This window comes from Enterobacter sp. BNK-18 (genome assembly GCF_047456135.1).
In the GTDB taxonomy this organism is placed as follows: domain Bacteria; phylum Pseudomonadota; class Gammaproteobacteria; order Enterobacterales; family Enterobacteriaceae; genus Enterobacter; species Enterobacter ludwigii.
Genome location: NZ_CP179899.1, coordinates 2,052,710 through 2,071,095 on the forward strand (window position 1 = coordinate 2,052,710; position 18,386 = coordinate 2,071,095).

The following is an 18,386-nucleotide window of genomic DNA, read 5'->3' on the forward strand; positions in this document are numbered from 1 at the left end:
TTGACTGATTTATATAATGTTAAAGCTCTTCGCCAGGTACACATCAATCGGTGTCATCAACACGCTCATCCACTGGGTTGTGTTTGCCATTTGCATTTACGTTTTCCATACAGGCCAGGCTCTGGCTAATTTCGCAGGATTTGTTGTCGCTGTGTCATTTAGTTTCTTCGCCAATGCCAGATTCACCTTTAAGTCTTCTACGACCACCATGCGCTACATGCTCTATGTAGGGTTCATGGGGTCTCTGAGCGCTGCAGTTGGTTGGGCGGCGGATAAGTCTGGTCTGGCACCAATCATCACCTTAATTCTTTTCTCCGCCATCAGCCTGGTGTGCGGATTTATCTATTCAAAGTTCATTGTCTTTAGGGATGCGAAATGAAAATTTCTCTGGTCGTTCCGGTGTTTAATGAAGAGGAAGCAATTCCAATCTTCTATAAAACGGTTCGTGAGTTTGCGGCATTACAGCAACATGAAGTCGAAATCGTCTTCATAAATGACGGCAGCAAAGACGCTACAGAATCAATTATTAACGCGCTTGCTATTGCTGATCCGCTTGTGGTCCCACTGTCATTCACTCGTAACTTCGGAAAAGAGCCTGCTCTGTTCGCCGGTCTTGACCATGCTACAGGTGAAGCGATTATCCCGATTGACGTTGACCTACAGGACCCTATCGAAGTTATTCCGCACCTGATAGAGAAATGGCAGGATGGTGCTGATATGGTTTTGGCTAAACGCACTGACCGCTCCACTGATGGCAGACTGAAGCGCAAGACGGCTGAGTGGTTCTACAAGCTGCACAACAAAATCAGTAACCCTCAGATTGAGGAAAACGTTGGTGACTTCCGTCTGATGTCTCGCGAAGTTGTCGAAAACATTAAGCTCATGCCAGAACGAAACCTGTTCATGAAGGGAGTTTTGAGCTGGGTTGGCGGTCGTACTGATGTCGTGGAATATGCCCGAGCAGAGCGCATAGCAGGCAGCACAAAATTCAACGGATGGAAGTTGTGGAACCTGGCTCTTGAGGGCATCACGAGCTTCTCAACCTTCCCTCTGCGGATGTGGACTTATATCGGCCTGTTTGTTGCAGGCGCTGCCTTCCTGTACGGGGCGTGGATGATTTTCGACACTCTGGTGTTTGGAAATGCTGTTCGAGGGTATCCGTCACTACTCGTCTCTATTCTGTTTCTTGGTGGCATACAGCTGATAGGGATAGGGGTTTTGGGAGAGTACATAGGCAGGATTTATGTTGAGGTAAAAAATAGACCTCGATATGTGTTGAAAAGGAAGTGATATGAATCCGTTTCAGGACTATTTAAAGCGCAATGGAATTTATTTCTCTCTAGCACTGGGAGGGCTTTATGTCCTTCCTATCATATTGGCAAATTTCTATTACGTTGATGACTTAGCCAGAAGCGTGGCTGGCTATGCCCGATGGTCTGATAATGGCAGGCCTCTTGCTGAGTACATAATCAAAGGAATGTCTTTTGGCGGAAGAGTCATTGACCTTGCACCTTTGCCTTTAATACTATCAGTTCTGGTAGTGGTGTTATCTGGTTATTATTACTGCTTTAAGGCTAGTATAGAAGGAAGAGTAACTGTAGCCATTACATCTGTTTCGCTTCTGATCTCTCCTTTTTATCTTCAGAACATTTCCTACCGGTTTGATGTTTTTACTATGTCGCTTTCGGTAGCCGCATGCGTTCTTAGCTCAGCGGTTTTATTAAACAGAAGTGGTTATGCGAGATTTATTCTTTCTGGCTTGTTGATCGTTGCCTCCCTTAGCCTTTATCAATCGTCTGCAAACATATGTATAGCGATGATTGGACTTAATGCACTAATTTCGTATCGAAACACTCAATTCAAATCTACGTTCTTAGAATCAGTTTGTTACGCCTCTACAATAGTGGTCGCACTCCTCATCTATAAATTCTGCATAGCCTCCGTTTTTGTCAGTGGTGTTTATAGTGAGTCGCACGCAGAGTCAGCCTCAAGCATAGAATCTGTAATCAAGACAATGAAGGCTTATGCGTGGATGTTCAATGAAACATTCATCGGCAACTATGGCAAGGCAATGTCACTGCTGGCCATTCTTCCACTTTCGGCAATCGCATACCACGCTGCAACAAAAAAAGACGCTAAATTTATTATTGTTTCTATCCTGTCAATAATATCTATCGCCTTTTCTTACATTGGTGTACTCATAGCCTTGCATGATCCAGTCATCTATCCACGTGTTTTAGTCGGTTTCTGTGGCATTGTTTTTTCTGGATTTGTTGCGACAAGTCTCTTCTGTAAGAAAATGACGCCGGTTCTGATTATTCCTCTTGTGGCTAGCATTCTTCTCTCCTACAGTTATGGGAATTCATTGAGCGCTCAAAAGGAGAAGGAAGGTTTCGTTTTTGAATTAGTTGCTAAAGAGGTCATAAGCAACCCTGGTATTGAAAAAATACGTTTCAATGGCACAGTTGACATTTCTCCTACAGCATCAAACGCGGCTGAGAAAAGCGGAATCATAAAAATCATCACCCCTTCATACATCAGAAGTGATTGGATGTTTGGCGCGTTCCAGTTACACAGAATGGGTGTGAAGGTAGATCATGACTCTGCCGTTGATATTAAGTCAATTATAAAAAATGATTGCAAAAACAGAGTTAGCAATAATTCTTTATTCAGCACTATAAAGAGTGGCAACACTTTGATTTTTGACTTTAACAACTGTAAATAGGAAAAGGGGCAATGCCCCTTTTTTCAACTTTGCAGAATTACATCAAATGTAAGAGATGAAATTGAAGGTGTTACAGCTGTACCTGTAATGGTATAAGCTGACACCCCTAGGGTCTTGTTTGACGTCGTGGAAATTATCAAGTGGTTTGCCGTTCTTGGAATGATCCGAGCAGTAATAGTTGAATCTTGCGTCACATGTGAGGCGAGAACTATCGTAATTGCAGATGCCCCGGCATTCACTGAGCTAACAATACCATAGGTATCGTTACTGATAACAGCAGCACCAGATGTTATAGTAATTGTTGCCCGACGCACCCAGTCTACTGTCATATCGGTTACATTTGATAGTCCAGAAAACATTGGTCTTGAAGTTCTAATATTCTTGATTGAAATATTTGAGCATGGACCAGTGAATGTAAACATTGGCGTTATGGTGCCCGTTCCATTATCACTTATATAGTCAACTACTCCGTCTATAGTGACATTGGTTGCACCGGCACCTATATAGAACGGCCTGCCACTTCTCGCCACGTTTGTTACGCAATCAGTGACCAAACCATGCTGACCTACAATGTTAAAAGCAACGCAGTCCTGATAATTTAAACTTCCATCCTGCACCTTAGGCTTAACTTCTACCATGAGATCATGATAAAGAAAGCCGATATGCGTGTAAGTGTCGACTGTTTGCTGTCCAACGCCATAAACGGTAGTGCCGTCAACATATTTAAGAACATTGACGATGCCGTTACCAACCAACTGGGTCAAAATGTTCCCGTTTTGAACGTTTGAAGCAACCCCTCCATTGGCCCCATCTATAATGAAATTACTGATAATCGTTTTGTCAGACTTTCTGGAGTTAATCGCCGGGAAATTGCGGTCATCTTTCCCTTGATACTGTGCAATCATGTTGGTGGCAATGGTGTTTTTGCTACCGTCGTATCCACCATCGGTCCTGTCATACCGAGAAATATAAATCATATGACGGCCATCATTGCCTGACGAAGCGTCAAACATAACTCCATCAATAAGACTATTTTCTGAGTTTCCTGTTACGACCGCATAACCTCCAGCAGTCCTTGATGGATGATAGACTGAATCGGTTACTCGGATACCGCGAACCTGAAGCCACTTGGTTTGGTTAGCTTCAACACCACCAGTGAAGCCTGATGAGTGCATGTTTGCAATAACGTTATCCTGAGTCTCTCGCACAAGTACGGAGTAACCCGGAGACCCTTCAGGAGTGACAGTGCCAGTTAAATTAAGGTCTAACAGCATAGCGCGTGCTGCGCTAATTCTCTGGTTATCAATATAAACGGCATATGATGCAGGGCTGACAGTATTCAGGCTCCCGCCAGCGCCGAAAATAACCTGACCATCGCCAAGAACGGCGGCGTCATTGATAGCGTATTGCTCATCAATATGAACATCATGACCATTGCCAAGAACTGCCGAAACAGAATCACCATACCCGCTCGGCCTGCGGTCTATAGCATTGAGATCTGAGGATAACAGTCCACGATGACTGGTACCTACTTGTGCAGCGCCATTCGCTGAAGCAAGTAATGCCCGTAGTGTAGAATCGCCAACGCTTATCCATGCCCCAACCCCAATACCACCAGTCGTTCCTGGTGTAGAACCGTTCGACACGACTTTGCCATCTGGCAGGAATGATCCATCCCACCGATAGTATTCTCCATCAGTTGTGTCTTTCAGTATTTGGTTCGGGAGGGTTAACGTTGCCCCAGCCTGGAATGTACCAACAGGGATCCACCCATACTGGGCAATGGCCTGCTGCGCCAGCCAGCGCAGTCCTTCGATGGTGTAATGCTCATTCCCGAACCGGTCAACATAAGTGTTTACCAGCGAGGTAACGAACTCATCAATTTTCCCCGCGTTAAACTTAAGGTCGCGCGGCGATTCACTCGGAACAGGCAAATTGGTAGGTTGCGTAGCCATATTTATTCCATAAAAAAACCCGGCGCGGTGGCCGGGTTGTGATGGTCGGGATAGGTCTTATTGGTAAATCAGATCGCTATACTCAGAAAGGGTTAATGCGGTACTTCCCTTGCCGTCTGGCTGCTTGGCTGTAATAGTCCACTGACCTGCATCGAGCTCCTGTGACGTGGCAATGACGTACCGGGAAGGAGACTGGACGTCTACACCGTCGAACAGATTCAGGTCAATGTCTGGAATGGCAGCAGTAAATCCAAACGCGGTGTCAGTGCGGGAAGATGCCGGGTATCTGGCTGTGGTAGCGCCCGTTGAATCCGTGACCTGTACAAACATAGTCCCGGAGAAGTTGATACGCTCACTCGTCTCGAAGTCATTGCCGACCCGTGAAACGATATATCCCGCCTGCTGGTTGGTGTCATATGTATCCGGCACCTGAACCATGTCGCCAATATTAACCCACTCTCCATCTGCCATTGCTGTAATAGCCATAGTCATACGGGAGAAGATGAGCCTCTTGCACTCGCGCAGCGCCCGCTCGTCCGCCTGAAACCTGTTTCTGACGTACAGCATTTCAAACTTCTTGGCTTTGGCCGGCGATCCTTCGATGATGGAATTGCCGGATATCCGGTACCGGACAAAGTCCTGCTTATTGGTGTCCGGATTGCGGAACTGTACTTCAACGCCATCATAGCCGCCTGGAAGCGTCATATCGTACGAAAGCGAGTAACCATCTGGCTTTGTGTTTGAACGGTTGAATATCGTGGCCGCAGAAGTTTTCCTGCTGTCTCGGGTGAATGACAGCACACCGTTATCGTCATATACGGACACGCTGGCAGCGTCACAGATGGTTTCCATCCGCGAACCGAGCGATACATCCTCATCGTCAAACGTGTAATCGAAGTATCCGAGTCGTGGATCGATGGCGTCTATCTCAGCCTGAATCTGGTACAAGCCGAAGATATCAATGCTGGATACCGGTTGCTGCCCGACAACAAGCCAGTTAAACAGGGCGATATCTGCAAATTTCCGTGATGGCCTGAGCGTGTAATCTACCTGCTGCGTCGTCATGTTGTAACTGATGACGTGGCGGGTGATCAGCGCGTTGTATTTTCTGTCGCGGCCGCTCGTTGCATTTTCAGTGGCCCGGACCTTTACCATTACCAGCGAATCTTCAGCGTGAACGACGTTTGTCCTCACATTTACCGCATGGATTTCTTCTACCTGCAGTTTGCTGGCGTCACTGCTGTTATCAGTCCTCTGGAATGTGATCGCATAGCGCCCATACCCGCCAGTCGGGATCAATTTATCTGTCCTGTTAAAAGTCTCAGACATGTAGTCATGAGGGGTTGTCTGGCGGTAAGTAAAGACCTGTTCTGTTCCGGGGATCTGATTATTGCTGTCGTCGACTTTCCAGATTGTCACCTTCCAGTTTGTTTCGCTGTTACCGCCGAGACCGGACTGCGTGTGAAGCCATAACTGGCTTGATGCAATCGGCGAGAAAAACGGCCCCACTATCAGCGCAGCGTTATCATTAAGGATGAACTTCGTCGTATTGATGGTTGCATCCTGAATGGGGATGGCCGGTCCATTCAGACGGTCAAATGTGAAGGTGTAGTAATAGGTCGGGTTAACCACTGCTCCGTCGTTTGTTTCCTGAAACTGTATCAGCCTGCCCGAAAGAGTTACGTCTTCCGTTCTGGTACCGCCAGTGATTGGATACGTCACATTAATGGTGAATGTCACCGGGTGCGGGAAAGTCAGATCGGCAAAGTAATCGAAGGATGCCTGTTTCACGATTTTCATCGCTATCTGGCCCCCGGCATAGACACCGCTGATAACAGTGTTTGCAGTGGCCGTTTCGACCGGGAAATCGCCGCTCTCGTTTAACCCTGGCACTTCCTGCCCGTCAACGTCATCGAAATGGTAGCCTTCATTCACTACAGGGATAACGTCACCTGGCTGGTAAATGGTGTAGCTGGCCCCGGCCATAGAGCCGAGGTTTGACTCTGAGAAGCGCACAGATGTAACGTCGTATTTGCCAAGCCCGAACACCATCAGTTCAGTAATGTATTTCAGGTTGCTGATATATTCGAAAAGTGATTCCTGAGCCAGATCCGGGAAAGAACGTACCTGACCGAAGTTATCAGGCTTGGATTCGCCATTACGCGCAATGTTGGTCTGGCCTTTCAGGCTGTTGTTTGGCGACGTTTTGCTGTTCCCGCCGGCAGCGCCCGCATTTGCTTTCGGCATCAGCCCGGAAAGTACTTTCTGCGTAAACTTTATCGGGTTGAGGTGCTCGAGCGGGTTCAGGATGGTACCAATCAATCCGCCGCTTTTGGGCTGGTCAAAAATGACTACCCGGTCATTTTCCTGAAGAATAAAGCCCAGTTCTTCTTCAGGCTGCAGTTCCTTGCCGTTAACGTTGATGCGGATATCGCGGTGGAAGCTTTCCTGCGTTAGCCAGTCATAAAACACCGTCCCTGCTTCAACTTCCGCCCTGTCCTTCGGCATCCCCGGGACGCGCTGAATTTCGATTACCGGCATACTGGTAAAACTCCACTCTGGTGAATAGCTTCTGAATTGTCCGTATCGCGTCAAATCTGACGTGCCCGTTTTCCCCGCGACTGTGCAGCGCCCGACCTCCCAGTATCAGCCCAACATGCACGGGCTGACTGCCGACCCAGGCCACGAAGATCCCTTCATCGCAAAATGTTTCGCTTCGCTGCCAGAACACGACATCAGCGTCATAGCAGGTCATGAAGTCGCGCCCGGATTCGTAGTCCGCCGTCTGGTGTACCTCGATGCCGAGAACATGCCGGTAATACATCACCACCAGACCCCAGCAGTCTGCTGCGTCGAAACTGCACGCCCGGTTACTCCATGGCACACCCTCAATTCGAGAAATAAACTCGCCTCTATGCATTCTGAAGCCCCGGGTATTCTTCGACGGTGTACAGACGGCCAACGTTCCGGTTTAAGGGATTTATGCGAGTCAGGCTGCATGTGACGTCCTTGTCGTCCATAGAGCAGTCATTGACATATAGCGTCCAGGACTTGATAGCTGTGCTCATATCAGCAGCGTCAAACTGTTGATAGGTGGCAGAGATCGGCGTGATGCGAGAATGCGCCTTCCAGAGTTTCAACTTCTGCTTAAAGTCCTGCGCCAGACGGCTAAATTTAACCGTGCTGTCGAGTACCGGTGTATTGCTTTGCTGGCTCTCCGTAAGCTCCATCCGGCATGGAGTGAACACCTGACCGCCGAGCGTTTTGGGGAATATCTGGTTGTTCACCAGACGCACATATCCAAACGTCTCGTTGTAGAAGGTGATCGTCTCGTAAAGTATCCGGTTCGGTCTCTGGCTCTGAAATTCTCTCAGTGTGGGCATTACGGAACCCTCGGCAGGCTTTCCGGATCGCGTCCATCCGGGTAACCGGTGACGATGATATCGAGCCATGAACCCCACGGCGGCGGAAGCTCGACAATAATGTCGTCAAACTCATCATCCGAGTTAACCAGTTCTCGCGCGACAACATCTCCACTCCAGGTAAAAATGGATCCGGACTGCGACCATGTCGGCCAGGAGAGGAAATGCAGTTCCTGAACTTCAAGGCCTGTGTCGCCAGTTCCAGTCCCGATGCGCATTGTGAACCACTGATTGCAGTTATCGAGGTAGTTCGGGCTCCGCAACCACTGCATGAAGGCCCGATGCTGATCCCGGGTGAATATCCACGTAAGAGAGAAAGTGGTTTTCAGGTCATCGGTGAGCTTCTGAAATATTGGCGCGCCGACCGTCGGCTGGTCCGTCCGAAAACCGGTATCGGTCGACGGTGTTTTCCCTTTTTGCGCCAGGGGCAGCCAGTCAGGATAGGGAATAGGCATATTTAGCTCCTTGCCTTACGTGGCGCCTGGTGATTTCGCTGTATGGCCTGACTGGCAGGACCACCGTTATCGAGGTCATAGACGAATGCATCCACCGTCCAACCTCCATTTCCGTCTGGTGTTGCCTGCGCATCTACGTTTGACGACGTATAGTTGTTGATATTGACCACTACTCCACCACCTCCGCCATTCGTCAGATCCTTATTGCTAATTACCTTTCCGTTATCGCCGGGGATCATGTACTGACTGCCATTGCTGGCCCGGTAGATTTCAGGCATGCCGCCCTCGCCTACCTGGTACATAGAGCCTGCTGATACAGGACCGCCATTTTTACGCTTACCAGCAATGCCACCAGCCATCGCCATGGCGGCAATAACTGCACCGATACCAATGGCTGCAGCACCACCGAACGAGCCGATAGATGCCACAATAGCTGCAGGTGTCCACGCAGCAGTAGTTGCAGCTGCAGAAGAGACGCTCGCTGCGGTAGTTGTCGCCGTACCGGCTACAGCCGCCGAAGTTGTAGCTGCAGTAGCGGCTATCTGTGCGCTGCTGCCAGTAACTGCGGCCTTCACCCACTCCATGCCCATCTGCACGAACGTATTTACAACACTGTTTAGCACAGTGCTACCGATGGATTGCAGAGCTTCAGAAGCTGACATGCTGCCAGTAATAATCCCTGTCAGGGCGTTTGATGCGTTGTTACCGAATGCTTCAAAGGCTGCAGATGCGGCCTGTGTGGCAAGGTTTTGCTGAGACCACTCTTCCCACATGGCAGCATTACGCTGGTCCCGGTACTGCTGTTCAATCGCAGCACGGGCAGCTTCTGCCTCGCCAATTTTTTGCGGGTATAACTGGGCATATAACTGGATGTCAGCAATGTCTTTCTGATACTGGCTATCAAGACCGGCTGTTTTACTGGTCTTACCCTGGATCGAGCTGAATTTGTTAGCAGCTTCAGTGCGCTCCCGCTCTGCTTTTGCCTGCTCACGCAGTGCATTAGCATTATCCCAGGCTTTTCCTGCCAGTTGCCCGGCGAGCATGATTTGCTCTTGCGAAGCAGTATTACCGAGAGACTGCTGAGCGTTAAGGATGGCTTGAGCGCGCGACAGCTCGCCTACACTTCCCGCAGAGATCTCAGATTTCTGCCTCAGTTCGTCCAGTTTCTGGTTAACAGACTCCTGTGCTTTCGCATATTGCTCAGCATCCTTCTGCGCTGATGACTTACCGCCTTTCGACTTACTGCCAGTAGTGGTGCCTGTAGTTTTAATCTCAATCGGCTTTGTATTTGCCGCCGTGTTTGATGCTTTAGTAACAGCCTGCATATCACCGACAAGTGTTGCAGCTTGATCACTAAGAGTTGAAAGGGCCTCATTTTGGGCAGCCCACCCATCAAGCCCCAGCCATGACCAGGTGCGAGCGCGACGACTAAACATCTCTGCCGTGCTGTTAAGATCGGAGATTTTTGCATCCGCTGAAACAGCTTTTCCTACCAGGCGGTCCAGTGCGGCAGCCAACGAGTCGATAACAGTAACCATCCCCGAGCTTGCGCCGGTTGCCTGGTTAACAGAGTCGACCATAGTAAGGAATGAGTTAGTCAGCGCTGTATTAGCCTGCGCAAGCGTACGCGGTAGCTTCTCGAACTCAGCATTCACGGCACCGGTTTGTTTCTGAATGGCGTTTAACGCGTCCTCAGCGGTTAGTTTCCCGTCCAGCATAAGCTGACGTAACTGTCCGATGCTGACACCCATTCCCGCGGCGATCTGGCGAGCCAGTTCCGGCATCTGCTCAAGGATGGAGTTGAATTCCTCAGCCCGGACCGTGCCAGAAGATATCGACTGGCCGAACTGGCGGAGCGCATTAGCCATTTCCTCAGATGAGGAACCGCCGATGCGACCGATTTTCTGAAGCGTCTCGGTCAACTGTAAAATTTGACCGTTTGTCGCACCGGTATCGCGCAGCGCTGTGCTCAGGGTTTCCCAAAGCTTTTCCGTGTCCTGAAGCGACCCGCCTGTAGATGAGCTGATACGCATCAGACTTTGCATCGTCTGTGAAGCCGCGGCGGCGCTACCGGTTAGTCGTTCAATTCGTGCATTCAACTGACTCATGTTGTCAGCGGCAACGAGAAACGCCTTACCCCAGTCAACAACAAGCGAAGCTGCAATGGCACCAGCTACGCGGTTGATATTCGTCTGCAGCTCATCCATCTTTTTGGCTGCATTCGTGGCAGAGTTGCCAATAGAGTCGAGCGACTTATTGGCCTTTCCCTGCGCCTTCAGCAAGCCAGAAACATCGGCTTCGATGTCGTAATAAATCTCGCCTGCTTTTTCAGACATCAGTTTTCTCCGGGCATAAAAAAACCCGCCGAAGCGGGTCAGGTTTTTGACTTGTGCCTATGAATCTCTTCCTTGAAGAAATCAAATGTCCCTTTATTTGGGTCAATATTTTTTCTACAAGTGGTGAAGTCTTTTGAAAGTTGACTTCCATCGCCTTGTTCACTTAACGATTTTTCAGTTAATTCGATGACAGCATGTGATGCATCAGAAAGGCAATTTACTTGTTGCTTCGCAAATTTAGTTAAAGTCCATTGGATACCATAAATGCTGGTAGGTACGCCAAAGATGATACCTAAAGCCCAGATGATAGCCTTTTGCTTAGGAGTTAGCATTTTATAACCCTGAGAAGGAAAGTTCAGATTATTCTAATCTTTCAAACACAATTAATTAACTCCTACAATTCGCAGTTCAGGTTTTTAAAAGGTTACGTTCGCGCTCAATCATTGCCTTCCATCGACGATCATCATCATCCATAACCGCGTCATACTCTTCCCTGGTGAAGCCTTTCTGGTCCGGGTATTTGGCGTTCAGCATCATGGCGAATTCGGTCATGGTTAGCTCCATCGCCTCTTCCTTGCTGATGCCAAAATGATTGCGGGCGGCCATGATGTATTCAGTCGCATGAAACTCAGAAGTCGTTTCCTTACTTTCGTTCTTCTGCAGCGTCCTGACTCTGGCCCGTCCAATAATGCCATGCATCATCAACGACTGAGCTATCAGAATGAGGTTCTCAGGAGGTAGCGAACCGCGGTGCCATACAAATGTACGTCGTCCAGTACGGGATAGCTCATGCCATCCAGTAAGTTCAGAAACATCCTCATCGCAGCAGGACTGGATGACGTTGATCGCGGAGAGTAAGGTTTCGCGGAGAAACGCTGCTGAACCAGCAGCTTCAAGCGCCCAGCGAGGATGCGTTACGTCTCCGAAGTAGTACGCGTAAAATCTTCTCTGATGCTCAGGTATAGCGCTGTGAATTTCGCGCGCTGACTCAAGCATTTTCGCCACGTCATCACTGAAGAGTGCATAGAACGTGCGGACGATATGCTCTGGCTCGCCTATCCGCGTCATGTTACGGAAAGACGGTCGGAAGAAATACTCATGCTCGCCCGCGCCGATCACGCACTCGCCAATTTCTTTCAAAGGGGTCATATCGGTCTCCATAATCAGTATTAAGGGCAGCACGCTGCCCTTTGTAGTGATTACGGCGCGGCAGTTACGGTAACAGCGCAGGTGTCAGTAAAGTCACCGTCAGCCGTAGTTGCCGTAATAGTCGCGGTACCAGCAGCAACGGCAGTAACCAGGCCGGTTGAACTGACTGTCGCGATGGAAGGCGCCGATGTCGTCCATGTGATCGACTTATTCGTTGCATCAACTGGCTGAACTGCGCCGCTGAGTTGCTGGGTTGCCCCGACGACCAGAGATGCAGTTGCCGGGGTTACTTCCACACCAGTGGCCGCAATGGAATCAGCAACTTCAAACACAACGGTGTCAGCGTCGTAGACCTTCCACTCGCCGGAGAAGGTGACAACGTCGTTAGTGCCAAAGTCACCAGACCATGAGGTGGTGTTGAAGTAACCCATGATGTAGGTGCCAGCATCTTCGCCAGCAAAATCAAATCTAACCCACAGAGTCGGCTGTCGACCTGCTTGCACTTCATCGAAGATGTATTTGCCCATTCTCCAGGCACCAATTTCTGTGCTTTTGTCCCTCTTGCGAGCCTCGCCTTCACCAGAAATTGTAATGTCCATGTTATTGACCAGGTTCTCAACCAACCCCTTGGAATCATCAGCTTCAGAGTTAATTGTGTTCATCGAATAATCGAAACCCTTGGTCGTCATAGCACCAAGACGCTTCCATTCAGAAAGCGCTGGCACTGCGTCGGGGCAGCCATAGGCCATGCGTAGCACAGCTACTTTCCCGATCAGCTTGCCAAAATCATTAGCACAGCCTTGCATGTGTACCTCTCAAATAAAAAAGGCCGCCGGATGGCAGCCTGATGGGTTGGTGATGGGGTTATTCGCCGTAGACACACATGAACTGAAGCCGGAAGACCAGACGGCCCTCCTCAGTCAGGATAGGCGCCGGCATGTTGCCGAGATTTTGAATCAGGCCAAGACACTCATCCGTAATGTCGTGCTGTTCGACATAATTGATGATCTCCTGCGCCTTCTCTGCTGCTGCGCGGCGCTTGTCCTTGGCGGAGATGACATCCACCAGCACGTAGTGATCAGATCCGAGGTCATTTCGGATGTCGGTACCGCCGTTAGGCCTGAACACGATGAATGCATCAGTTAACTTTGTCGTGTCTTCCCACGCCAGCAACTGAACGATGAAGCCAGTGGTAAGCCCGGCATCAACGAAATAGTTACGCACGCGCTCGTACATGGCTGGTGTCATACTGAAAGCTCCTTGCGCATTACGGCATCAATTTGGCTGCGGGTGTCTTCAAAGCCTTTAGTGAGGAACTCTTTCTGCGCGGTAGCGCGGCGGAAGGTTTGAGGAACATTCGGATCGTGAACGAACACAGCGTAGTTCGCGGTGTATCCCACCCGACCTGTCAGCCGAACGCCGTTGTTAATCAACTCCCGATACTGGCTATTAAGCAGCGTTGAGGTGTCGATAGGCGTATAAAGAGCAGCCTGTGAGCTGCCGATTATCATTGCTGACTGAAGCGCCCGGACAACCTTTCGCCCTTTCACGTCGTTGATGATGCGGTTGAGCCCGGCTTTCGACTGCTTAACGCCGCGCACTTTGATACCCATGGTTGTCTCCAGGCAATAAAAAACCCCGCCTGAGCGAGGTTTGATTTCATTTAAAGATGAATCAAAAAGGGAGCATTGCGCGGATTTCAGTGTGCCAGTTATGAAAGGCAGGCAGGTCATCTAATAACCAGAATCCCAATCCAATCATCACAACGCCAATAATCATTTGAGCAATAACGCTGAACCAGTATTCAATTGGTTTGCTGTCTTTATGGATGTACTCCTTTCGCGTCGTCCCCTTAAATGTCTTTGTATAGACACCTCGTCGCAAAAAGATAATCGACTGAACAAACGCAAAGGGGCCGGTCAGAAAAATTCCACATACCGCAAGCCAATATTGAAAGCCCATCACCTGTCATTCCATTTAATGTTTTGGGCCATTATTGCACAGGTTTATCAGACTCCTGTAAGGATGGCGTAATCATCCGCCAGGCGCTCGAACGTATCGGCGTAGCGGATAACCTGCCGCACCTCATCGGCACCGGCCACAACCGGGTCAGCTTCGGTCGATACGCCAATCAGCAGATAATCACCGGCCGCCGCCAGTGCGAACTCCGTCCATACGGTATTCTTCACGACGATTTCAGCGCCCAGACTGGCTAACTTCTTGCTGAGCCCGCCCTCGTAATCACAGAGAATTTGCTCAGGTTCCGCATAGCCCAGTGGGTCGCCGTATTCGTCATTACCTTCCAACTTGCGCCAGATGGTTGCCGTGGCGGTGTAACTCCAGTTCGCTACGCTGCTCATAGCGTGAAGACCTCTACCTTATCAGTGATTTTGAAATCAGCGAGAGGTTCCATCATTCCTGACTGACTGGCTAGGCGCTTAGCATCAGCCTGTTCCAGAAAGTCAGCTTTGGCTTTCTCGTATGTTTCAGCATGGCGCCCAATAAACTTAACGCCGGAATCGTTTATCCAGATGAACAGCGACCAGTTATCTTCGCATTTAAACGCATGCACATCGTATCGTTCAGCCATCTTTCCACCTCAGCACCTTCGCGCCAGTCGCCCGGATGCGCTCACAATTGATATGCCACTCACCATCCGATTTTACGTAGCCGGTAGTTTCCCGCCCCGTGTCGGTCATCACCCAGACGCGGGTGAACGAACGCGGCAGGCCGTGCTTAACTGATTTGTACGTCATCACTTATCCCCGCACATACAGCCGCCCTTCCCGATCCAGATACCAGCGAATGCCGGGGCTGCGGTAGGGTCAGCAGGAATAAGGGCAGTGGCGCAGCCGTACTTATCCAGCCCGCGCAACAGGTTCACTGATGCTTTCCAGCGATCGGTGAATGACTGGTATCGGAACGATCGCGATGCACCACTCGGAGCCGTCTGGCTGGAGATGTATTTATCCCCCTGCCCGAGCCCCATAAGCGCCAGTAGATAGAGCTGAATCAGCAGGGCGGTCGATGCCGGATAATGCGCATCAAGACACTCCTGGATGCTGTTGGCCTGGTCGACGAGAGCCTGAAGAACAAAATCGGGAATGGTAATTCCCTGGCTCTCCAGATACTCCTTTGCCTGTTCGAGAGTTACCATTATCGACTCCGTGAAATACCCCGCCGGAGCGGGGCATAAAAAAACCGCCTTAGCGGCGGCTGTTATTCAGCAGGGAAAAGCTTTTCGAGTTCACCATCTGGCAACAGCTCACTGAGCTTTTCAGCGCCCAGGGTGCCCTTGAACTCAATGCCCAGCTCAGTAAGGCGGTCCTGAATAATCTCTTTGCGAGATTTTTCACTGGTACCGGCATCAGGTGTTGCAGGTTTCAGCTCGCCACCAGCCTCGCCTTTCATCAGCCGAACGTTAGACTTTAGCGCCGGATGAAGCTCTTTCAACTCCACCACGTCGCCAACCTTCACGCCGAACCATGGGCGCACAACTTCGTATTTTGCCATGCTGTTTCCTTACGCCAGGTTAGCGCCGTAGACAACGCCGGACAGACCCTGATCGTCTGCGGTAATTTGCAGACCTTCAGCAGACATGATCTGGAAGTTGTAGTTAACGTTAGGCATTGGGCGCGGCAGAGGAACAACACCTACGGCCATACCCACCAGTGGAGAGATCACGTCACGGCGACGAACGTACGCGATAAACTCGTTACCGGTCAGCGCGAAGCTCATGCGGATTTCTTTCACCGGCGCGAACGGCAGAACCGCCTGCAATACAGTACCGCTTACAACGCCATTCACCACGTACGGCTGCGCCAGGTTTGCCCAGATTTCCGGGGAAACCCACATCACATCGTATGCGGCGACTTTGTTGGTGCGCGCGGTTGTACCGAATGCCCCTTTACCGAAGAATGAGAAGATCGCAGTCATGTCAGCGGTGGTCAGGTCGATGTTCGCGCCACCAGCACCAGATCCGAGGTTAATCTTCTTGGTGTTGCGGTGGTTCTTGATGCCCTGCGCAGGATAGGACTGAACCTGAATTTTTGAATCGCCGTTCAGGTAGTAGTTGACGCGCTTCTGGTTGAACTTGCGCATCTTCGCCATCTGCGAGTCCAGCACCAGATCGATGCCCACAGAGTTCAGGCCAGCAGCATGACGCCAGTTAACACCGTAACCAGCAGTGAACACCGGAATCGGGTCGCCGTCGCTCGCGTAGTCAGTGTGGTCGAAGGAGAACGGCGCCTGACCATCGATGCTAACTGACACGTCATCGGCGATGTCGCCAACCACGTTATACAGCTTGGCGGTTTTACCGACCGGCAGAACCGTCTGAACGCCGATCAGGTCGTTCACGATTTCCATGCCAACTTCCTGATCCCGCAGTTGCAGCACTTGGTTGTCAATCTCAGCCCAGAAGTCACGGGAGAAACCGCCAACGGCGTTACAGGCCAGCATGTCAGGCGTCATGATTGCGCGGTTAGCTGCGATGATGGAATCGTTTTGCAGGTTCCACATGTTGCGGTTTGCCCACAGCTCGCTCCAGTGCCCGCCGAGGCGGGAGTTTGTCGCCAGCGTCTCTTTAGAGAAGTACATATGTGTTTGTCCTTTTGTTACGCGCCAGCTGCGGCGACAGTGCCAACGCGCATGCGCACGCGAATGAAGTCGGTGGTGCTGGCTGCGATGGTGTGTTCATCCTGGCTGTAGCCGATCACTGAATCAGTGTCATCGGTTGCCAGGGTAAACTGACCAGCCGTACCCAGTTTGATCGGGCTGTCTTTCTTGTACGCCCCAGGCACGCACAGCAGCGCCAGCTCACGCCCTTCTTCGACGTAATTGCCGACAGCAGAATCACCAGCAGGAATTGCCTCTGTGATGGTCAGGCCTTGGTGATAACCGACATCGATGATGTACAGGCGGCCGGTTAGCGCGGTGGCCTGAGCAAACTTATCGGAAGAGTTGATGGTTGCGGCGGTGCCCGGAAGCAGCGCGGCGGCCGTAGTGCGGGTTTCGGTCTTGTACAGAGACTGACCGTCGATATTAACGCGACGATAACGTGGCATTATTCCGGCTCCTTACTTAAAGTGTTCTTCAGCGGCAGGTGCGCCGGTTTCTTTGTGCTGCTGTGCATTGTTGGTGCCTAGCGGGGCAGCTTCGCCCAGCGATTTGAACATCGCGTCCAGAGCTTCGCCAGACAGCGTGTTAGCCACGATATCGCCATGCACCTTGGCAACCGCTTCGCGCTTTGTTTTCTCTTCGGCTCGAGAGTTGGCAGTCAGGGTTTCAGCGAGCTGCTGCTGATTGGCCTGCAGTGCATCAACCTTCTCCGCGAGAGGCTTAATAGCCGCTTCCGTGTTGGTCGCAACAGCCTGGCCGATCATGCTGCCGATTTGTTCCAGTTCTTCTTTGGTTAAAGGCATGTCGCCCTCCGTTTTGTGGTTTGGTGCAGGCTGTTCCTGCGGTGTGAATAGAGCTTTGAATTTGTTTGCCACGACTGCCACCCACGACTCCTGGCGCGCTACTGCGGTGCCGGTATCGTCGATTGTGATCTTCCCGCCATCAGCGGAATAACCGTAAACCTGCGCATCGCCGCCATTTCGCACGATAACCACCTGCGAATCGGTAAAGTCAGCAACCCAGGCGTATTCATCCGCGCCCGCCGCAAACTTCGCTTTGGCTGCGCGATCGAGACGCTGTTCGCGCTCCCGGTAGGATTCACCCACCAGTGCGCCCGAGTTCGCCTTAAGAGGCTGAGCCAGATCGGCGTTAACCATCAGGCCAACGCCCTGCTCCGGAGTAGCGGCTCCGACTTCGTGCAGCAGGATCGCGTCGTGGTCCATGCCGTGGATATCAGCTACCCACTCAGCACCTGTGGCGCGCTGCTGATCGTTGGGTTCAAGCTGGTCGAGGAATGCAGCAACGCTGGTATGAATTGGCGGAACGTCTTCACCGCGCTCAATGGCAGCGACACGTTCAAGAAGCTCCCTGCCACCTTCCGACTCGCTGGCACGGGCCACATCAACCCACTTTTCGAGGTAGATGCGATTACCGGACTTCTTAACGTTGCGGTTCCACGCGCCGATATGGCCTGCGTTAATCCCCTCTGGCGAGAAAGCAGACACGAACTGACCGTTAACCTGAGGGTGGCCCAGCGGCGCCAGGGTGCCTTCGAGACCCTGATAGTGGGCGTCGATTTGTTCTTGCGTATACAACCCGCCATTCATGACGACGTTCGCCGGCAGCGTGTAGCTCGGCAGCACCAGATGCTCGCGGCCGTTGTATGTTTCGCGCCGGATAGACTGGCTGTTCACCTTCGTGGTGATATTGACCTGCATAGGCAT

At 50.9% G+C, this 18,386-nt stretch carries 23 protein-coding genes; 3 read left to right on the forward strand and 20 right to left on the reverse strand.

What is annotated here, in order from left to right:
- Positions 1-16: 16 nt before the first annotated feature.
- The 3 genes from ACMGG3_RS09865 to ACMGG3_RS09875 are packed head-to-tail and all read left to right on the forward strand — an operon-like array spanning position 17 to position 2,725.
- Positions 17-379, forward strand: a complete 363-nt coding sequence (locus ACMGG3_RS09865; RefSeq protein ID WP_406767132.1) for a GtrA family protein — start codon at positions 17-19, stop codon at positions 377-379.
- Positions 376-1,290, forward strand: a complete 915-nt coding sequence (locus ACMGG3_RS09870) for a glycosyltransferase family 2 protein (protein ID WP_406767131.1) — start codon at positions 376-378, stop codon at positions 1,288-1,290. The genes ACMGG3_RS09865 and ACMGG3_RS09870 overlap by 4 nt, the downstream gene beginning before the upstream one ends.
- 1 nt (position 1,291) lies before the next feature.
- On the forward strand, positions 1,292-2,725 hold the full coding sequence (locus ACMGG3_RS09875) for a glucosyltransferase domain-containing protein (protein WP_414149823.1): 1,434 nt from the start codon (positions 1,292-1,294) through the stop codon (positions 2,723-2,725).
- Positions 2,726-2,748: 23 nt separating this feature from the next.
- Here ACMGG3_RS09875 and ACMGG3_RS09880 read toward each other — a convergent pair whose 3' ends face one another.
- The 20 genes from ACMGG3_RS09880 to ACMGG3_RS09975 all read right to left on the reverse strand — a co-directional run bounded on the left by ACMGG3_RS09880 (position 2,749) and on the right by ACMGG3_RS09975 (position 18,386).
- Positions 2,749-4,680, reverse strand: a complete 1,932-nt coding sequence (locus ACMGG3_RS09880; protein ID WP_414149824.1) for a hypothetical protein — start codon at positions 4,678-4,680, stop codon at positions 2,749-2,751.
- A gap of 57 nt (positions 4,681-4,737) precedes the next feature.
- On the reverse strand, positions 4,738-7,221 hold the full coding sequence (locus ACMGG3_RS09885) for a host specificity factor TipJ family phage tail protein (RefSeq protein WP_414149825.1): 2,484 nt from the start codon (positions 7,219-7,221) through the stop codon (positions 4,738-4,740).
- Positions 7,163-7,600, reverse strand: a complete 438-nt coding sequence (locus ACMGG3_RS09890; RefSeq protein ID WP_414149826.1) for an NlpC/P60 family protein — start codon at positions 7,598-7,600, stop codon at positions 7,163-7,165. The genes ACMGG3_RS09885 and ACMGG3_RS09890 overlap by 59 nt, the downstream gene beginning before the upstream one ends.
- Positions 7,593-8,063: a hypothetical protein gene (locus ACMGG3_RS09895; RefSeq protein WP_044865745.1), complete on the reverse strand. Its 471-nt coding sequence runs from the start codon at positions 8,061-8,063 to the stop codon at positions 7,593-7,595. Before ACMGG3_RS09895 ends, ACMGG3_RS09890 begins: the two co-directional genes overlap by 8 nt.
- The gene (locus ACMGG3_RS09900; RefSeq protein ID WP_414149827.1) at positions 8,063-8,557 is read right to left on the reverse strand and encodes a hypothetical protein; all 495 of its coding nucleotides are present in this window, start codon (positions 8,555-8,557) and stop codon (positions 8,063-8,065) included. The genes ACMGG3_RS09895 and ACMGG3_RS09900 overlap by 1 nt, the downstream gene beginning before the upstream one ends.
- Before the next feature lie 2 nt (positions 8,558-8,559).
- On the reverse strand, positions 8,560-10,893 hold the full coding sequence (locus ACMGG3_RS09905; protein WP_414149828.1) for a tape measure protein: 2,334 nt from the start codon (positions 10,891-10,893) through the stop codon (positions 8,560-8,562).
- Between the two features lie 38 nt (positions 10,894-10,931).
- On the reverse strand, positions 10,932-11,225 hold the full coding sequence (locus ACMGG3_RS09910; protein ID WP_414149829.1) for a hypothetical protein: 294 nt from the start codon (positions 11,223-11,225) through the stop codon (positions 10,932-10,934).
- A gap of 76 nt (positions 11,226-11,301) precedes the next feature.
- Positions 11,302-12,042: a DUF6246 family protein gene (locus tag ACMGG3_RS09915; protein WP_414149830.1), complete on the reverse strand. Its 741-nt coding sequence runs from the start codon at positions 12,040-12,042 to the stop codon at positions 11,302-11,304.
- A gap of 50 nt (positions 12,043-12,092) precedes the next feature.
- Entirely contained in the window at positions 12,093-12,848 is a 756-nt protein-coding gene (locus ACMGG3_RS09920; protein ID WP_414149831.1) for an Ig-like domain-containing protein, read from the reverse strand.
- 58 nt (positions 12,849-12,906) lie between these two features.
- Positions 12,907-13,290 carry a hypothetical protein gene (locus ACMGG3_RS09925; protein ID WP_414149832.1) on the reverse strand — a complete coding sequence of 128 codons (384 nt, stop codon included), beginning with the start codon at positions 13,288-13,290 and terminating at the stop codon, positions 12,907-12,909.
- The gene (locus ACMGG3_RS09930) at positions 13,287-13,655 is read right to left on the reverse strand and encodes a hypothetical protein (RefSeq protein WP_014883994.1); all 369 of its coding nucleotides are present in this window, start codon (positions 13,653-13,655) and stop codon (positions 13,287-13,289) included. Before ACMGG3_RS09930 ends, ACMGG3_RS09925 begins: the two co-directional genes overlap by 4 nt.
- A gap of 61 nt (positions 13,656-13,716) precedes the next feature.
- The gene (locus ACMGG3_RS09935; RefSeq protein ID WP_414149913.1) at positions 13,717-14,004 is read right to left on the reverse strand and encodes a hypothetical protein; all 288 of its coding nucleotides are present in this window, start codon (positions 14,002-14,004) and stop codon (positions 13,717-13,719) included.
- Positions 14,005-14,051: 47 nt separating this feature from the next.
- The gene (locus ACMGG3_RS09940) at positions 14,052-14,402 is read right to left on the reverse strand and encodes a hypothetical protein (protein WP_006808949.1); all 351 of its coding nucleotides are present in this window, start codon (positions 14,400-14,402) and stop codon (positions 14,052-14,054) included.
- Positions 14,399-14,632, reverse strand: a complete 234-nt coding sequence (locus ACMGG3_RS09945) for a hypothetical protein (RefSeq protein ID WP_414149833.1) — start codon at positions 14,630-14,632, stop codon at positions 14,399-14,401. Before ACMGG3_RS09945 ends, ACMGG3_RS09940 begins: the two co-directional genes overlap by 4 nt.
- Positions 14,625-14,798 (reverse strand): hypothetical protein, encoded by a 174-nt coding sequence (locus ACMGG3_RS09950; protein ID WP_048244371.1) that lies wholly within the window; start codon positions 14,796-14,798, stop codon positions 14,625-14,627. The genes ACMGG3_RS09945 and ACMGG3_RS09950 overlap by 8 nt, the downstream gene beginning before the upstream one ends.
- The gene (locus ACMGG3_RS09955; protein ID WP_032665694.1) at positions 14,798-15,199 is read right to left on the reverse strand and encodes a hypothetical protein; all 402 of its coding nucleotides are present in this window, start codon (positions 15,197-15,199) and stop codon (positions 14,798-14,800) included. The genes ACMGG3_RS09950 and ACMGG3_RS09955 overlap by 1 nt, the downstream gene beginning before the upstream one ends.
- A 62-nt stretch (positions 15,200-15,261) precedes the next feature.
- On the reverse strand, positions 15,262-15,555 hold the full coding sequence (locus ACMGG3_RS09960) for a hypothetical protein (protein WP_414149834.1): 294 nt from the start codon (positions 15,553-15,555) through the stop codon (positions 15,262-15,264).
- A 9-nt stretch (positions 15,556-15,564) separates the two neighbouring features.
- Positions 15,565-16,641: a major capsid protein gene (locus tag ACMGG3_RS09965; protein WP_414149835.1), complete on the reverse strand. Its 1,077-nt coding sequence runs from the start codon at positions 16,639-16,641 to the stop codon at positions 15,565-15,567.
- A gap of 17 nt (positions 16,642-16,658) precedes the next feature.
- Positions 16,659-17,108, reverse strand: a complete 450-nt coding sequence (locus tag ACMGG3_RS09970) for a hypothetical protein (RefSeq protein WP_045911062.1) — start codon at positions 17,106-17,108, stop codon at positions 16,659-16,661.
- 12 nt (positions 17,109-17,120) lie between these two features.
- The gene (locus tag ACMGG3_RS09975; RefSeq protein WP_414149836.1) at positions 17,121-18,386 is read right to left on the reverse strand and encodes a hypothetical protein; all 1,266 of its coding nucleotides are present in this window, start codon (positions 18,384-18,386) and stop codon (positions 17,121-17,123) included.

What these genes read in the sequence shown, in the direction of transcription:
- ACMGG3_RS09865 (WP_406767132.1), top strand. Translation starts at nt 17, where the DNA reads ATGTTAAAGCTCTTCGCCAGGTACACATCAATCGGTGTCATCAACACG.
- ACMGG3_RS09870 (WP_406767131.1), top strand. Translation starts at nt 376, where the DNA reads ATGAAAATTTCTCTGGTCGTTCCGGTGTTTAATGAAGAGGAAGCAATT.
- ACMGG3_RS09875 (WP_414149823.1), top strand. Translation starts at nt 1,292, where the DNA reads ATGAATCCGTTTCAGGACTATTTAAAGCGCAATGGAATTTATTTCTCT.
- ACMGG3_RS09880 (WP_414149824.1), bottom strand. Translation starts at nt 4,680, where the DNA reads ATGGCTACGCAACCTACCAATTTGCCTGTTCCGAGTGAATCGCCGCGC.
- ACMGG3_RS09885 (WP_414149825.1), bottom strand. Translation starts at nt 7,221, where the DNA reads ATGCCGGTAATCGAAATTCAGCGCGTCCCGGGGATGCCGAAGGACAGG.
- ACMGG3_RS09890 (WP_414149826.1), bottom strand. Translation starts at nt 7,600, where the DNA reads ATGCATAGAGGCGAGTTTATTTCTCGAATTGAGGGTGTGCCATGGAGT.
- ACMGG3_RS09895 (WP_044865745.1), bottom strand. Translation starts at nt 8,063, where the DNA reads ATGCCCACACTGAGAGAATTTCAGAGCCAGAGACCGAACCGGATACTT.
- ACMGG3_RS09900 (WP_414149827.1), bottom strand. Translation starts at nt 8,557, where the DNA reads ATGCCTATTCCCTATCCTGACTGGCTGCCCCTGGCGCAAAAAGGGAAA.
- ACMGG3_RS09905 (WP_414149828.1), bottom strand. Translation starts at nt 10,893, where the DNA reads ATGTCTGAAAAAGCAGGCGAGATTTATTACGACATCGAAGCCGATGTT.
- ACMGG3_RS09910 (WP_414149829.1), bottom strand. Translation starts at nt 11,225, where the DNA reads ATGCTAACTCCTAAGCAAAAGGCTATCATCTGGGCTTTAGGTATCATC.
- ACMGG3_RS09915 (WP_414149830.1), bottom strand. Translation starts at nt 12,042, where the DNA reads ATGACCCCTTTGAAAGAAATTGGCGAGTGCGTGATCGGCGCGGGCGAG.
- ACMGG3_RS09920 (WP_414149831.1), bottom strand. Translation starts at nt 12,848, where the DNA reads ATGCAAGGCTGTGCTAATGATTTTGGCAAGCTGATCGGGAAAGTAGCT.
- ACMGG3_RS09925 (WP_414149832.1), bottom strand. Translation starts at nt 13,290, where the DNA reads ATGACACCAGCCATGTACGAGCGCGTGCGTAACTATTTCGTTGATGCC.
- ACMGG3_RS09930 (WP_014883994.1), bottom strand. Translation starts at nt 13,655, where the DNA reads ATGGGTATCAAAGTGCGCGGCGTTAAGCAGTCGAAAGCCGGGCTCAAC.
- ACMGG3_RS09935 (WP_414149913.1), bottom strand. Translation starts at nt 14,004, where the DNA reads ATGGGCTTTCAATATTGGCTTGCGGTATGTGGAATTTTTCTGACCGGC.
- ACMGG3_RS09940 (WP_006808949.1), bottom strand. Translation starts at nt 14,402, where the DNA reads ATGAGCAGCGTAGCGAACTGGAGTTACACCGCCACGGCAACCATCTGG.
- ACMGG3_RS09945 (WP_414149833.1), bottom strand. Translation starts at nt 14,632, where the DNA reads ATGGCTGAACGATACGATGTGCATGCGTTTAAATGCGAAGATAACTGG.
- ACMGG3_RS09950 (WP_048244371.1), bottom strand. Translation starts at nt 14,798, where the DNA reads ATGACGTACAAATCAGTTAAGCACGGCCTGCCGCGTTCGTTCACCCGC.
- ACMGG3_RS09955 (WP_032665694.1), bottom strand. Translation starts at nt 15,199, where the DNA reads ATGGTAACTCTCGAACAGGCAAAGGAGTATCTGGAGAGCCAGGGAATT.
- ACMGG3_RS09960 (WP_414149834.1), bottom strand. Translation starts at nt 15,555, where the DNA reads ATGGCAAAATACGAAGTTGTGCGCCCATGGTTCGGCGTGAAGGTTGGC.
- ACMGG3_RS09965 (WP_414149835.1), bottom strand. Translation starts at nt 16,641, where the DNA reads ATGTACTTCTCTAAAGAGACGCTGGCGACAAACTCCCGCCTCGGCGGG.
- ACMGG3_RS09970 (WP_045911062.1), bottom strand. Translation starts at nt 17,108, where the DNA reads ATGCCACGTTATCGTCGCGTTAATATCGACGGTCAGTCTCTGTACAAG.
- ACMGG3_RS09975 (WP_414149836.1), bottom strand. Translation starts at nt 18,386, where the DNA reads ATGCCTATGCAGGTCAATATCACCACGAAGGTGAACAGCCAGTCTATC.